Genomic DNA, 13,494 nt, shown 5'->3' on the forward strand with positions numbered 1-13,494 from the left:
TCAAGACACTGATGATTCAGGCGAGGGCGGCGATCCACTGCGTTGCCCGGCGCAGTTTTTCCGCCATGTCGCGAGAAAGATTTTCAAGCAGGGTAATTCTGAGCATCGGAGCATCATGTGCCAGGTGATCGATGTCGTCGGCATCCAGTATCCAGCAATTTACCTGGCAATCGGCAATGACGGTAGCACTCCGTTTGCTCTGGCCCAGCAGGATCATTTCACCAAAACTCATACCTGGACCGAGCGTGGCGATACGCTGATGAGCCCCATCATCCAACGGGACAAGAATGCTGACATAACCTTGTTCAATGAAAAAGACGTGGCCATCGCCTGCCTCCCCGGTCGTCAATATCGGTTCGCCCGGTGCGAACTGCTTTTTGACAACCGCATCGGCAACTAGTGCCAGCAATTCCGGCGGCAATCCTTTCAGCAATGCACAATCGCCCAGCGCGACCCGGATTACCGTTGCCTGCTGCGAGTCGCCCAGCAGGCGGTTCTCGCACCACTCGACCGCAAGATCGTTGTCCTCGAAGCTCAAGTAGCCATGATCAGTCTTCGGCGCAGTCGTACTGAGGAAATGCTCGATCGCATGACGACCGTGAATCCGGGAAAAGACCACGGCGATGTCGTCGCCGGCGAATCTCAGGCGAGCCTCATTGAGCAGGCGGGCGGCGCTTTCCGAAATCCCGTCGACCTGATGCATGTCGAGGATGAAGCTGGCGGTGTCCGGCACCATGTCGATCATCCGGCGAATCACATACTCGACGCCGTCGACGGCAATGTAGCCGTGCAGACAGAGATACTTGATCCGCTGTGCATGCTCGTTGAGGTAGCTGCGCATGTCCGGCGTTGGCTGCCGTTTCGACGGTGCCTCGGCTGCCGTATAGACCCGGCCCAGCGCCATGGCGGGTTCGCCGGCGCGGCGGAAGACGTGCAGGCCGAAATCCTGCGAGAGTTGCCGGCAGGCCTCGATGCCGCGCACGCTATTGCCTTTGGCATCGAGCCGGGGAGAAAAGATGCCGATCCCGAAACGCCCCGGGAGGACCGCGATAATGCCGCCACCGACGCCGCTCTTGGCCGGCATGCCGATCTCGTATAACCAGCTGCCGGCAAAGTCGTACATGCCGCAGGTTGCCATGACGCTCAGCACGCGCTCGACGTGCTCGACGGGTAGGGCGCGCTCGCCGGTCAATGGGTGCAGGCCGCCGTTGGCAAGGGTTGCCGCCATGTAGGCGAGGTCACGGCAGTCCACCAGGACCGAGCACTGCCGGAAATAGTTCTCCAGGGAGGCCATCGGCTCGCCGTCGATGATCCCGAAATTCTTGAGCATCCAGGCAATTGCCCGGTTGCGGAAACCGGTCTCGCTCTCCGAGCGGTATACAGCCGCGTCGATACCCAGCTCACGGCCAGCGAAGGCACTCATCGAAGCAATTATTCTTTCCCATTGGGCTTCCGGCGTGCCTCCGCTGACCAGGCTGGCCGTGGCGATTGCACCAGCATTGATCATTGGATTGAGCGGCGCACCAGTTTTGGGATTCAGACTGATCGAGTTGAAGGCATCTCCACTCGGCTCGACGCCAACTTTTCTGGTGACAAAGTCGACACCGCGATCAGCCAGTGCCGTGGCAAAGACGAATGGTTTCGAGATCGACTGGATGGTGAATTGCTGTTCCGAGTCGCCTGTCGAATAAGCCACACCGTCCATGGTGACAAGGGAAATGCTTAACCAGGAAGGATCGGCCTTGCTCAATTCGGGAATGTAATTGGCCAGCTCGCCACCCTGCATCGATGCGAGTCGCGTACGCAGAGAATCGAGATAAACCTGGATCGGCGATTGCATGGATGTCCCCAGCTGAATGGCAGATCGTATGTTCAAGCATTTATCATTCCAAATAACTGCCCGTCATCCCACCGCGGACGCCAAACCCCCCGGCGCAACAAAGTTGCTAGACTGACGCTGAGCTGAATTTGTCCAACCGCAGTCCATCGGGAACTGGCCGGATAAGCTGTTCATGGCAAGCGGAGGTACTCTCATGCGTGAGTTGGAACTGTGCAAGGCTTTTACCCTGATGGAATCAGGGCCGGTGGTCCTCGTCACGACCCATGATGGGACGAAGAACAACATCATGACCATCTCGTGGACCATGGTGGTGGATTTCACGCCGGTGTTTGCCATCACAACGGGCGAATGGAATCACTCCTTCGCGGCTCTGCGAACGAATCGGGAGTGCGTCATCGCGATTCCCACCGTCGATCTGTTGGATACGGTGGTCGGCATCGGGACATGTTCCGGGGCGGACACCGACAAGTTTGCCAAATTCGGGCTCACGCCGCTGCCGGCCAAGCTCGTCCGGCCGCCCTTGATCAAGGAGTGCCTGGCCAATATCGAGTGCAAGGTCATCGACATCGTCAACCAGCACAACATTGTGGTGTTGGAGGGGGTAGCCGCATACCTCGATACCAGCCGCCAGGAGAAGCTCACGGTGCATGCGGTGGGTGACGGAAACTTCATTGTCGACGGGCGCAAGATCGACCGGCGCACAATGATGGCCGCCAAGCTCCCGCCGGGTGTTTAGGATTCATTGACCCATCCCACCGGCTGCGGTCGGCTGCTCGGATGCAGCCCAATCGCAGCCCAATCGCAGCCCATCGGGAACTGGCGGGATACGGCGCCGCCTAATCTCCATGCTCGAAATCGAAGCCCTCAGTCGACAGTTCAACCGGCGTCGCGTGCTGCACGAGGTGTCGCTTTGCCTGCAGGCCGGCGAATACGTGGCGATCGTCGGCGAATCCGGGGTCGGCAAATCGACCCTGCTCAACCTGATCGCCGGGCTGGACCGGCCGGACAGGGGGCGCCTGCGGCTCGACGGCGCCGACTACGCCGGGCTCGGCGACGACGCGCTGACCCGCCTGCGCCGCGACCGGATGGGCTTCGTCTTCCAGGCCTTTCACATCCTGCCCCATCTCAACGTCTTGCAGAACGTCGCCCTGCCGCTCTGGCTGCAGGGCATCGACGGCCGCGCCGCCGACCAGCCGGCGCAGCAATTGCTCGATGCGGTTGGTCTCGGCGAACGGGCGGCGAGCTGGCCGCGCGAACTGTCCAGCGGCGAGTTGCAGCGGGTGGCAATCGCCCGGGCGCTGGTCAATCGCCCGCGCCTGGTGCTCGCCGACGAGCCGACCGGCAATCTTGACCCGGCCAATGGCGCCCGAGTGCTGGCCCTGCTCGCCGAACGCATCCGCGCCGCCGGCGCCATCGGCATCCTGGTCACCCATTCGCTGGAGGCGGCGGCGACCGCCGACCGCGTGCTGCGCCTGACCGGCGACGGACTGCAGGCGTGAAGCTGGCGCCGGTCTTCCTCGGCTCGCTGGCCCGGCGGCGGCTGGCGACGTTGTTTTCCGGGGCCGCCATCGTGCTCGGCGTGGCGCTTGGCATGGCGGTGCAGGCAGTGCACGAGGCGGCCCTCGCCGAGTTCGCGCACGGCCTGCGGACGCTGGCTGGCGAGGCCGATCTGCAGGTGGTCGGGCCGCGCGGCGGCTTCGACGAGAAGCTCTACGCCGTGCTCGCCGCCCGTCCTGAAGTGGCAGCCGCCAGCCCGCTGGTCGAAGTCGAAGTCAAGCTGCCGGGGCGGCCGGAAACCCTGCAACTGCTCGGTGTCGATGTCTTCGCCCTGGCCCGGGTGACGCCGGCCCTGCTGCCGGCCGGGTCGGGCAACGAGCGCTTCGCCGCCTTGTCCGACGACGGCCTCTTTCTCGGGGCGGCGGCGCAGACGGCGCTCGGCGTGCAGCCCGGCGCCACGCTGCGCGTCCAGTCGGGAACCGAGATCGCGGACTTGCGGGTGGCCGGCGAGCTGCCCGGGGTGCGCGACAACCGCCGCCTGGCGGTGATGGACATCGCCGCCGTGCAGGCCCGCTTTGCCCGGCTCGGCCGGCTGAGCCGGATCGATCTGCGGCTGGCCGAGGGCAGGGCGCCCGCGGCGGCACGCGCCGCGCTGCAAGCCCTGCTGCCGCCCGGCGTGCTGATCGAAACGCCGCAGGCGGCCGCCGACGAATCGGCCAACCTGTCGCGGGCCTACCGGGTCAATCTGACCCTGCTCGCCGCCATGGCCCTGCTCACCGGCAGCTTCCTGGTCTTCTCGGCGCAGGCCCTGTCGGTCGTCCGGCGGCGCAGCGAATTCGCCTTCCTGCGCGCCATCGGGCTGTCGCGGCGCCGCCTGTTCGCCTGGCTGCTGGCCGAGGGGGCTGTGATCGGGTTGCTCGGCGGCCTGCTCGGCGTGGCGCTCGGCCTCGGCCTGGCCCGCGGGGCGCTGGCCCTGCTCGGCGGCGATCTGGGCGCCGGCTATTTCGCCGGGTTGCAACCGACCTTGCAGTTTCAGCCGGTGGTCGCCGCCCTCTACGTCGGGTTCGGCGTCGTTGCCGGCCTGGCCGGGGCCTGGCTGCCGGCGCGCGAGGCAGCGACGGTGGCGCCGGCCCAGGCCCTGAAGGCCGGCGATGAGGCGAACCTGACCGGCGGCCGGGCCCGCCCCTGGCTGGCTTTGGTCGTGCTGCTGGCGAGCCTGGCGGCGTGCTGGATACCGCCGGTCGCCGGCCTGCCGCTCGGCGGTTATCTGGCGATCGGCGGCCTGCTGGCCGGCAGCGTGCTACTGCTGCCGGCGGCGGCCACGGTGATCGCCCGGCTGCGGCCGGCGACCCGCTCGCTGCCTGGGCGTCTCGTCGCCGCCCGGCTGGCGGCTGCGCCGGGGCACGCTGTGGTGGCCGCCGCCGGGGTACTGGTCAGCGTCGCGCTGGCCGCCGCGATGGCGATCATGGTGGCGTCGTTTCGCGACTCGGTCGACCAGTGGCTGAACCAGATCCTGCCCGCCGACCTCTACCTGCGGGCCGGCCGCTCCCAGACTAGCGGCCATCTCGAACCGGCGCTGCAGGCGCGGATCGGCGCCGTGCCCGGGGTCGGGCGGGTCGCCTTCACGCGCCACGACAACCTGCGCCTCGCCGCCGGGCAGGCGCCGGTGGCGTTGATCGCGCGCCCGGTGTCGGCCGACGGGCGCGAACTGCCGCTGGTTGGCGGCGCGCCACAGGCCATCGTCAGCAATGAGCCGGCGATCTGGATTTCCGAAGCAGTGCGCGATCTGTACGGCTGGCAGCCTGGGCAGCAGGTCGCCCTGCCGCTCGCCGGCCGCGCCGTGCCGGTGGTCGTCGCAGGCATCTGGCGCGACTACGCGCGGCAGACCGGGGCCGTGATGATCGACCTCGCCGCCTACCGCCGGCTGACCGGCGACCCTCTGGTCAATGATGCCGCCATCTACCTCGCCCCCGGCGCCGCCGCCCAGGCGGTGGTCGAGGCGCTGGCCGCGACGGCCGGCCCGGACGGGCTGGAAGTCGCCTATCCCGGGGAAATCCGCGCGCTGAGCCTGCGCATTTTCGATCGCACCTTCGCCGTCACCTACCTGCTCGAGGCGGTCGCCGTGCTGATCGGCCTGGCCGGCGTGGCGGCCAGCTTTGCGGCATTGGCCGCGGCCCGTCGCCGCGAGTTCGGCATGCTCCGCCACCTCGGCCTGCTGCGCCGCCAGATCGGCTGGATGCTGGCCCAGGAAGGCGCGCTCGCCGCCGGCGTCGGCGTCTTCGGCGGCCTGCTGGCCGGCGGGGCGATCGGCCTGGTGCTGATCGAAGTGGTCAATCGGCAGAGCTTCCACTGGAGCATGGATCTGCACATTCCCTGGCTGTCGCTGGCTATTTTCGCCGTCGGCCTGATTGCCCTGGCGGCGCTTGCCGCCGTCCTCGCCGGGCGCCAGGCGATGCGCCAGGAGGCGGTGTTCGCGGTGCGCGAGGACTGGTGACGATGCTGCCCGGTCGCCGCGCCTTCCTGATGACACTGGCCAGCCTGCCGGCCTGGCGGGCCGGCGAACTGTTGGCCGAGGCGCCGATCGAGTTCGCCGTGGTCCGCCCCGGCCACATACTGAAATTCCCCCGCGACCACGGCGCCCACCCGGATTTCCGCAACGAATGGTGGTACGCCACCGGCTGGCTGAGCCTGCCGGACGGTAGCCCGCTCGGTTTTCAATGCACCTTCTTCCGCGTCCGTACCGGCCTCGGCGAGGGCAACCCGAGCGCCTTCGCGCCGCGCCAGCTGGTCCTCGCCCATGCCGCCATCGCCGATCCGCAACTGGGCCGCCTGCGTTATGCCCAGCGCACGGCGCGCACCGGTTTCGGTCGCGCCGGCTTTGCCGGCGGGCGAACGGAGGTCTGGATCGACGACTGGCGTTTCGAGCAGGACGCCGGGCGCTATCGCCTGGCGGTGTGGGCGGCGGATTTCGCCTACGAATTGAGCCTGGCTGCCGATGGCCCGCCGCTGCTCAATGGCGATGCCGGATTCAGCCGCAAGGCACCCGACCCGCGTCACGCCAGCTACTACTACAGTCGGCCCCAGCTCGCGGTTAGCGGTACGCTGACGCGCGACGGTCGGCCGCAGGCGGTGACGGGGCGGGCCTGGCTGGACCACGAATGGTCGAGTCAGCTGCTGCCAGAAGGTGCGCAGGGCTGGGACTGGCTCGGGCTCAATCTCGACGACGGCGGCGCCCTAATGGCCTTCCGCCTGCGCAGCCCGGACGGCTCGCCGCTGTGGGCAGCCGCGACCTTGCAGCCGGCCGGGCAGGTGGCGCAGGCGCTGCCGCCCGCCGCCGTCGCCTTCGAGCCGCTCCGCCACTGGCGCTCGCCGCGCAGCGGCATTTCCTATCCGGTCGAGTGGCGCATCCGCATCGGCCAGCGAACTTTCGAAGTGCGTCCGCTGCTCGACGACCAGGAACTCGACAGCCGCCGCTCGACCGGCGCCATCTATTGGGAAGGCGCCATGCGCGTGGCGGAAGAGGGCCGGGAGGTCGGGCGCGGCTATCTGGAAATGACCGGCTACGGCGAAAGAATCAAGGTCTGAGCGGGGCGGTGGCGACCGAAGACATAATGTTCTGAGGGGTAAATCGTCAACACATCCGTCAGGTCGTAGGCCGACATGGGTAGAAAGTTAACGCGCTCTCCAAGGGGTATCGGCTACCGCTATTCGGCCTTTGCAGAAATACAGCCGGTGCCGCATTAACGGCCGGTATCAGGCCACTCAGCGGTCCTTGCAGGTGGAAAGGCGACGAAGGTCTGCTCTCATCTGCCGTGCAGGACTGTACTCGAACATTTGCGGACCTAGCGATTTCCGAACAGTGGACGTTCAGCGCCCAAGCTCAACAGGCTGCGAATCTGACCAGCGGTCCGAATCGCCCCCGCATTTCCTTTCAAACTTTTCAAGCGTCTTCGAATGTTCAATATTTACTTGGCTGTCTAGCTCTTCTTCCCCAGCGTAATGTAGGACTCTAGGAGTGTTCTTTCTGCATCCCGTAGCACAACGATAGGAGGGAATATCGCCACGATCACGAATTACCGAGTAAGTTGCTCCTGCCAAAGGGAAATAGCTTCGTGAGGTCTGGTTGCATATGAACATAGCTGTAAAGCGATGTTTGTAACTGGAACCAGCCCATTTACAGAGACCCCTTCCCCCACCTGAGGGACCAGAAAATTTATATACATCCCAACCCTTAGCCTCGGCGAGCATATTTTGATATGCCCTGTCCGGTGATTGCTCGTTACTGATACGAAATATTTCGCATCTCGACACGTCATAAAATCTGAGCTCATCGGACGCGCCGCAAGCTATCAGTGGAAATAGCACCACCGATAATTTAATGGCAAGACTCGCGGAGGCGCTGAAAATGCGGTGCATCACGACATCGTGCCGCATCTTAAATTGCATAGCAACCGGCAAATTCCGCTCCTGGCCGATTTCTGTCAAGAGTGCTGGCCACACTGAGCTCTACGAACAAGTCTTGCCGCCCACGACTGAAGTGCTGCAGTTTTTTGAGGTTGTGAAAGAGCGTTTTCCTGACTTGGAAGTTGATCGCTTCTTGGTGGCAAGAGACTAGCCGGGACGTTCGCGCTAGCGAACAATGGTGCTCTGTCCCGACTACATCCCGCAGGATTCAATTGCTCGTCATTTTTTTGGGTCGGGCTGCCCGCCGCCCTTGAATGCCGGGCTCGACGTATCTCCGGCCTGGCCCGGCGCGGGGCGCTGAACGCCGTCATCCACGGCATTCGACGGCGCCGATCGCGGTGGCACCACATTCGGTTGGGCATCCGTGGCTGCAACCGGCGGTGCTGGAACCGCAGTTTTCGGTTCGCTCTCGTTACCGCAGCCCGCCACCAGTGCCAAAGCAATACCGACCACCAGATAGTTTCCCATTTAGCATAACTCCAGTTTTTGGTTGCCACGGATCACGCGTGAGACACCATCCACGTGGCGATTACTGCCGAAAGAGGCCTGGCCGCGGGCAAGGAATTGCATCCGGTGGCCGGCGCCTTGCACCCCGACGGTTGCACTCCACGCCAAGCAGCGTCAAACATAGAATGGATTCGCCAGCGAATTCACCGTGCCGCCTAATTGAACAGCAGATAAATTACTACCAGCACGATGGCCGGCACACCCAAGATCCAACCCAGCACATATTTTCCCATGATCGACGCTCCGTAAGGCTGATGTCATCTCCGATTCGAGTCGTCAGCGCAGTTGTCGCGGGCGCCCGGTGGCAGAGTGGAAAGATATCCATCGAAGGCCACTACCACAGCGTCGAGAATATGTAGAAACTCAGTGACGTTCTGTTCGATGACGCACAGAAAAAGTTTCATACGGGTAGGCCGCTACCAGTCACGCGCCGACTCTGATGCTCAGTAAGCAGCCTTGAACTGCATTTCGTTGACCTGGTGCACGCAAATCAAGGAAAGCCTGCTCAAACACGGCACGGGAAAGCAGCTCGCCGAAGAGAGTGCGGCGAGCACCGTCAACAAGGATCGCGCGCAACATGGCGAGGCCGAGCGGGTGGCATACCCCCCGAACGTCGGCACCCCGCGCAACACCGGCCGCTCAACTGAGCCAGCACCAACGGCGGCTTTGGTCGATTTCCGATCTGTCGAGCGAATGTCGCGACCGGTGTTTGTTATCGGCTTTTAGCCGGTCTTGTATGGCAAGTGATAAGTCGGTGCGGGCGCTCTGCGCCATAGGTGTCTGCAATTTCTTGAGGAAAAAAGCAAGGGCAGCTGCCTATCGCGAGCCGGCGCTGACCGCGAGATAAATCTCCCGCAGGAAAAGGGAGAGCGCTGCGATCATCGATCCCATTGCCAGAATGAACAGCGCGGCAACCAGCCGCGTGAGATCAGCAGCCATCAGCGCGCCAATAAATGCTCCTGCCACGACAAAGCAAACCAGAAGTGCGGCAATGACCGCGAACAAGATCGCCAGGTAAATCAGGTGGCGACGCCTTGCCAACAACAGCAGTTCTAGGCTGTCCGCGATAGCCATTTCACTGTTTGCATGCATCTCAGTCACCACCCGGCGCCTGTCGATAATTCGGCCAAGGCGGGTATTCATTCCGCCAATCAAGGTCGAGATCGCGGTGAGAAGAAATACCGGCGCCACAGAAAGCTGGATGACGTGCGCGATATCGGTGAGGTGAGTTTCCATAAGTCCTGGTGCCTTCGTTTGATTTTTCAATCATACGGCCGAACTCCCGGCGCGGGGCCAGCGAGCGTTTTCCTATGCGTAGCTATCGGCTTCGGCCTGCAGCCAATTCTTGAAAGCGCTGACCACGGGGCGTTCGGCAATGGCTTGGGGAATGACGAGATAGTAGGCGTAGGCCGAAGGCAGGGTAGTGGCAAACGGGATCAACAGGCGCCCGGCGGTTACTTCGGCTTCCACCTGCGGCCTGAGAGCGAGGGCCACGCCCTGGCCTTCGACCGCCGCCTCCTGGGCCAGGATGGAATTAGAAAAGCGCGGGCCGCGCTCGATGTCGACGCCGCTGACCCCGGCGAGCTTGAACCACTCATGCCAGCTTGGCCGCTGCTCCGGGTCGGGAATCGATTCGTCGTGGATCAGGATCTGATCGATCAGATCGTCGGGCGTGCGTAGCGGCGCTTCACCGTCCAGCAGGCGCGGGCTGCAGACCAGCACATAGTCCGGCGTCAGTATTTTCTCCACCTGATAACCGGGATAGTTGCCGGTGCCAAAGCGGATTGCCACTTCACTGGCTTCATGGCGCGGGTCGCTGGCTTCGACGGTCATCTCGAGCGCCGTCTGCGGGCCATCGATATTTTCCGGATTGCTCGAAATGCGGATCGCGACCTCGGCATGGGCCAGGGAAAAACGGGCCAGTCGGGGCACCAGCCAGCGCGTGGCGAACGAGGGCGGGGCGGTGACATTCAGGGCCAGGCTGGCGCTGCGCCGGGTGCTCTCGATGGCGGCGGCGAAACTGTCCATGCCATCCCTGACCTTGGGATACATCGCCAGACCTTCGTCGGTCAGTTGCAGCGCCTTCGGCAGGCGTTGAAACAGCGAAAAGCCTAGATAGGTTTCCAGGCTCTTGATTTGCTGGCTGACCGCGGCCGGTGTCACGTGCAACTCGTCCGCCGCCTTCCTGAAGCTGAGATGGCGGGCAGCGGCTTCAAAGGTTCGGAATGTGGAGAGCGGGGGAAGGCGATAGGCCACGATAGGTTGCCGGTGATTGATTGCGTTAAGTTTATCTAATGTGGTCGATAATAAATCATTGTTTGTTGCAGTGCACCATGGGGCCTATATTTGAATCGTCACTTCCCATCAGGAAATAAAGGAGTCAGTCATGTTCCCCACCGAGATTCTTTATCGAATTTATGGCGTGCCCAGCCAGAAGCCGGCTGAATCCATCGGATACGACGCCATCTTCAAAGGCGAAGCCAGCGAACCGGCGGACATCGGCATCGGCAACTGGTTGCCCGGTTTGCGACCGGTCGAGTGCGATGTCGACACCTACTTCAAGGACGTCTTTGCCGGGCGCTACTTCTGACGCTGATTGCCAACCGCTTTTCAGCCGGAACCGGCGGGAGGCTTGTCATGATCGCACCTAAAATCCTGCCGTGGATGGCGAGCCGGGCCGGCATCGATGACGAGCAGGCCTTGCGTCTATGGCAGCGTTCCGCCGCCGAAGCCGAGCAGTCGCATGGCGGCCGGGAAGGTGCCGGCTATCACGGCGAGGCGATGAGCCGTTTCATCGATGCCCTTGCGGCGCACGGAAACCTCGATCGTGGGGCGCTCAACGGCTGAGCAGCTTTAGGTCGAAGGCCCGTTCGATCAGCCAGAGGGCGGCGACCAGCACCGTGAATAGCGAGCCCCAGACGAAAACGCCGCGCCGGTAGAACGCCGAGTGGCGCAGTACGAAGGCAAGCGGCAGAAAGCCGGCGACGATCGCCAGTTGCCCGACCTCGACCCCGAGATTGAAGCCGACCAGGGACAGCACAAGGGAATCGGCGGGCAGGCCGAGTTCGCTCAGCACGCTGGCGAAGCCGAAGCCGTGGATCAATCCGAAGCCGAAAGCCACCACCCAGCGGCGGTGCGCCACCACCGGGTAGAGGTTGTTGGCGGCGGCGAGCACGACCGAAAGGGCGATGGCCGACTCGACCAGGCGCGAGGGCAGGGCGAGCACGCCGAGGGCGGCCAGCGACAGGGTGATCGAGTGGGCGGCGGTGAACGAGGTCACCACCCAGAGCACCTCGCGCCAGGCTGCGCCGAAGCGGGCGACGCCGCGCCAGCCCTCCTTGGTGTGGACGAGAACGGCCGGCAGCAGCAGGGCGAGCAGGAACAGGATGTGGTCGAAGCCGATCCAGATGTGCCAGATGCCTTCTACCAGGTATTGCCTGAACTGCGTCAGGCGGGAGACGGCGTCCGGGCCGAAGCGCAGGGTGCCGCTGGTCGGGGATAGCACCGCGCTGTGGGTCGTGCCATCCACCGTCAGGCGCAACAGGCCGCGGTGCAGGCCATCGAGGTCGAAGAGCAGCCGGTAGCCCAGTTGCAGATCGCCCGCGGAAGCCGGGCAGGCACCGGCGAGATGGAGCACGGCATAGCCGCCGTCGGTATGGGTATCGACCTGCAGCGCCGTCAGTTTCAGGGGGCACGGTCCGCCGCGCTGCACTTCGAGGCGACTCAGCGCCCAGGCCGCGACGTTGGCTTGCCGGGTGCGCAATTCGCCCCAGGTGATTTCCCCGTTGCCGTCGCCGTCCAGGCCGATCGCGAAGTCGATGTCGCGCAAGGCGATGTCCCACTGCGCGATGACTTCCGAACCACGGGCGTCGATCACCAGGTAACTGTCGCTGGCCTTGTGCGCCCATGCGGAGAAGTGCGCGCAGAACAGGGCGATGAACAACAGCCGGCGGCAGCTCATCGCACTGCCCCGGATTGGCTCAGTTGGCGGGCGAGCTGGCGCAGGCCGGCGTCTTCGAAGCCGCTTGCCTGCAGCCAGTCGAGCACCGGCCGGGCGGCGTCGGCGTCGCCGGCGGCGCTAGCCGCCTCAAGCAGGATGCGGGCGTCGCGCGGCTCCCTCTGGACGCGGTAGTTTTCCGCGGCCAGCGCGACGGCCGTTTTGGCGTCGTTTTTCAGGCGCAAATAGAAACGGGCCTCTTCGGCGCGGTGGGTGGTGTCGCCGCGCCGCCGGGCGGCGGCGAAGCGGTCATCCAGCGCCTGGCGGTGGGCGGTGGCGGCTGGCAGCTTGAGCCGGGTCTCGGCCTCGGCCAGGCGCAGCAGCAGCCCATCCGAGGATTCCCAGGCGGCGAGCTGGTCGACAACTGCGGCCGGACGGTTGCGGTCGAGCAGAAAGTCGCACCACGCGGCGAGCAGGTAGCCGTCGTCGCGGCCGATGGCCAGTGCCTGCCGATAGTGCCCCTCGGCCGTGGCGAACTGCCCCTGCCAGGCGGCGACTTCGCCGAGCCGGGTGTGCAGCCACAGGCGATGGTCGTCGTCGCTGCTGGCGGCGAGTGCCTGCTGCAAGGTCCGGTAAGCCTGGTCCAGGTGGCCGGTGTAGGCCAGCGTCAAACCGGCGCAGCCGCCAAAGAGCACGGTGCGCCCAAGCCGCCGCAAGGCGGCGCACTCCTTTTCGGCCGCCGTGTAGTCGGCCTGGACCAGATAGATCGCTCCCCGCCAGGCATGCGCGCCGGCCAGATCGGCATCCTGTTCCTGGGCCGCAGCATAGTCGGCGAGGGCGCCGGAAAAGTCGTGGCGGTACTGGCGTAGCGTGCCGCGCACCATCAGCACCGGTGCCGACAAGGGGGCGAAAATCCGCCGATGATGGCGTCGGCATAGCCGATATAGCGCGGGTCGCCGCGCGCCATCGCCAGGTCGAAATACTTCTGCGCCAGCGCGACGGCTGCTGCCTGGTCGCTCGGCCTGGCGGCCACTGCGGTGCGTAGCGCGGCCAGTTCGCGGGCGGTGGCGTCGGCCGCCCGAAACGGCAGGCGCTCGATGACCGTCGCATCATATTCCGGGGTGTAGGGAGCGGCCCGGACTTGCGGTGCCAGGGCGCAGAGCATTCCCAGCAAGATGTACCGGCAGACCAACATCAAGCTAGTAATTTGCCTGCTTTTCATATATCCATAACATGGTGGCGCGGTAAT

The 13,494-nt window shown here is 64.5% G+C and carries 14 protein-coding genes; 7 read left to right on the forward strand and 7 right to left on the reverse strand.

Annotated elements, in window-relative coordinates:
• Positions 1-16: 16 nt before the first annotated feature.
• Positions 17-1,840, reverse strand: a complete 1,824-nt coding sequence (gene glsA / locus NQE15_RS11390; protein ID WP_265949837.1) for a glutaminase A — start codon at positions 1,838-1,840, stop codon at positions 17-19.
• Between the two features lie 193 nt (positions 1,841-2,033).
• Here glsA and NQE15_RS11395 point away from each other — a divergent pair, with 193 nt between their 5' ends.
• From NQE15_RS11395 to NQE15_RS11410, 4 genes are all read left to right on the forward strand, one after another.
• Positions 2,034-2,576 (forward strand): flavin reductase family protein, encoded by a 543-nt coding sequence (locus NQE15_RS11395; protein ID WP_265949840.1) that lies wholly within the window; start codon positions 2,034-2,036, stop codon positions 2,574-2,576.
• A gap of 109 nt (positions 2,577-2,685) precedes the next feature.
• Complete coding sequence (locus NQE15_RS11400; RefSeq protein WP_265949842.1) at positions 2,686-3,339, forward strand: ABC transporter ATP-binding protein; 654 nt, start codon at positions 2,686-2,688, stop codon at positions 3,337-3,339.
• A complete protein-coding gene (locus NQE15_RS11405; RefSeq protein ID WP_265949845.1) occupies positions 3,336-5,831 on the forward strand; it encodes an ABC transporter permease in 2,496 nt (831 codons plus the stop codon). The genes NQE15_RS11400 and NQE15_RS11405 overlap by 4 nt, the downstream gene beginning before the upstream one ends.
• 2 nt (positions 5,832-5,833) lie before the next feature.
• On the forward strand, positions 5,834-6,922 hold the full coding sequence (locus NQE15_RS11410) for a lipocalin-like domain-containing protein (RefSeq protein WP_265950250.1): 1,089 nt from the start codon (positions 5,834-5,836) through the stop codon (positions 6,920-6,922).
• A gap of 1,098 nt (positions 6,923-8,020) precedes the next feature.
• Here NQE15_RS11410 and NQE15_RS11415 read toward each other — a convergent pair.
• Complete coding sequence (locus tag NQE15_RS11415; protein ID WP_265949847.1) at positions 8,021-8,269, reverse strand: hypothetical protein; 249 nt, start codon at positions 8,267-8,269, stop codon at positions 8,021-8,023.
• Positions 8,270-8,764: 495 nt separating this feature from the next.
• Here NQE15_RS11415 and NQE15_RS11420 point away from each other — a divergent pair, with 495 nt between their 5' ends.
• A complete protein-coding gene (locus NQE15_RS11420; RefSeq protein ID WP_265949848.1) occupies positions 8,765-9,034 on the forward strand; it encodes a hypothetical protein in 270 nt (89 codons plus the stop codon).
• A gap of 90 nt (positions 9,035-9,124) precedes the next feature.
• On the opposite strand, the gene NQE15_RS11425 is transcribed toward NQE15_RS11420, so the two are convergent.
• Positions 9,125-9,544 (reverse strand): DUF2721 domain-containing protein, encoded by a 420-nt coding sequence (locus NQE15_RS11425; RefSeq protein WP_265949849.1) that lies wholly within the window; start codon positions 9,542-9,544, stop codon positions 9,125-9,127.
• A 72-nt stretch (positions 9,545-9,616) separates the two neighbouring features.
• Positions 9,617-10,564: a transcriptional regulator GcvA gene (gene gcvA, locus NQE15_RS11430; RefSeq protein WP_265949850.1), complete on the reverse strand. Its 948-nt coding sequence runs from the start codon at positions 10,562-10,564 to the stop codon at positions 9,617-9,619.
• A gap of 130 nt (positions 10,565-10,694) precedes the next feature.
• Here gcvA and NQE15_RS11435 point away from each other — a divergent pair, with 130 nt between their 5' ends.
• Positions 10,695-10,898, forward strand: coding sequence for a hypothetical protein (locus tag NQE15_RS11435; protein WP_265949851.1), 204 nt, complete (start codon positions 10,695-10,697; stop codon positions 10,896-10,898).
• Between the two features lie 47 nt (positions 10,899-10,945).
• Positions 10,946-11,155 carry a hypothetical protein gene (locus NQE15_RS11440; protein ID WP_265949852.1) on the forward strand — a complete coding sequence of 70 codons (210 nt, stop codon included), beginning with the start codon at positions 10,946-10,948 and terminating at the stop codon, positions 11,153-11,155.
• Here the strand turns inward: NQE15_RS11440 and NQE15_RS11445 are convergent.
• From NQE15_RS11445 to NQE15_RS11455, 3 genes are read right to left on the reverse strand one after another with little or no spacing between them, the layout of a single operon-like run.
• Positions 11,145-12,269, reverse strand: coding sequence for a HupE/UreJ family protein (locus NQE15_RS11445; protein WP_265949853.1), 1,125 nt, complete (start codon positions 12,267-12,269; stop codon positions 11,145-11,147). The genes NQE15_RS11440 and NQE15_RS11445 overlap by 11 nt on opposite strands.
• On the reverse strand, positions 12,266-13,147 hold the full coding sequence (locus NQE15_RS11450; protein WP_265949854.1) for a tetratricopeptide repeat protein: 882 nt from the start codon (positions 13,145-13,147) through the stop codon (positions 12,266-12,268). The genes NQE15_RS11445 and NQE15_RS11450 overlap by 4 nt, the downstream gene beginning before the upstream one ends.
• Positions 13,129-13,440, reverse strand: a complete 312-nt coding sequence (locus NQE15_RS11455; protein ID WP_265949857.1) for a hypothetical protein — start codon at positions 13,438-13,440, stop codon at positions 13,129-13,131. Before NQE15_RS11455 ends, NQE15_RS11450 begins: the two co-directional genes overlap by 19 nt.
• Positions 13,441-13,494 lie beyond the last annotated feature (54 nt).

Source organism: Dechloromonas sp. A34 (genome assembly GCF_026261605.1).
Taxonomy (GTDB): domain Bacteria; phylum Pseudomonadota; class Gammaproteobacteria; order Burkholderiales; family Rhodocyclaceae; genus Azonexus.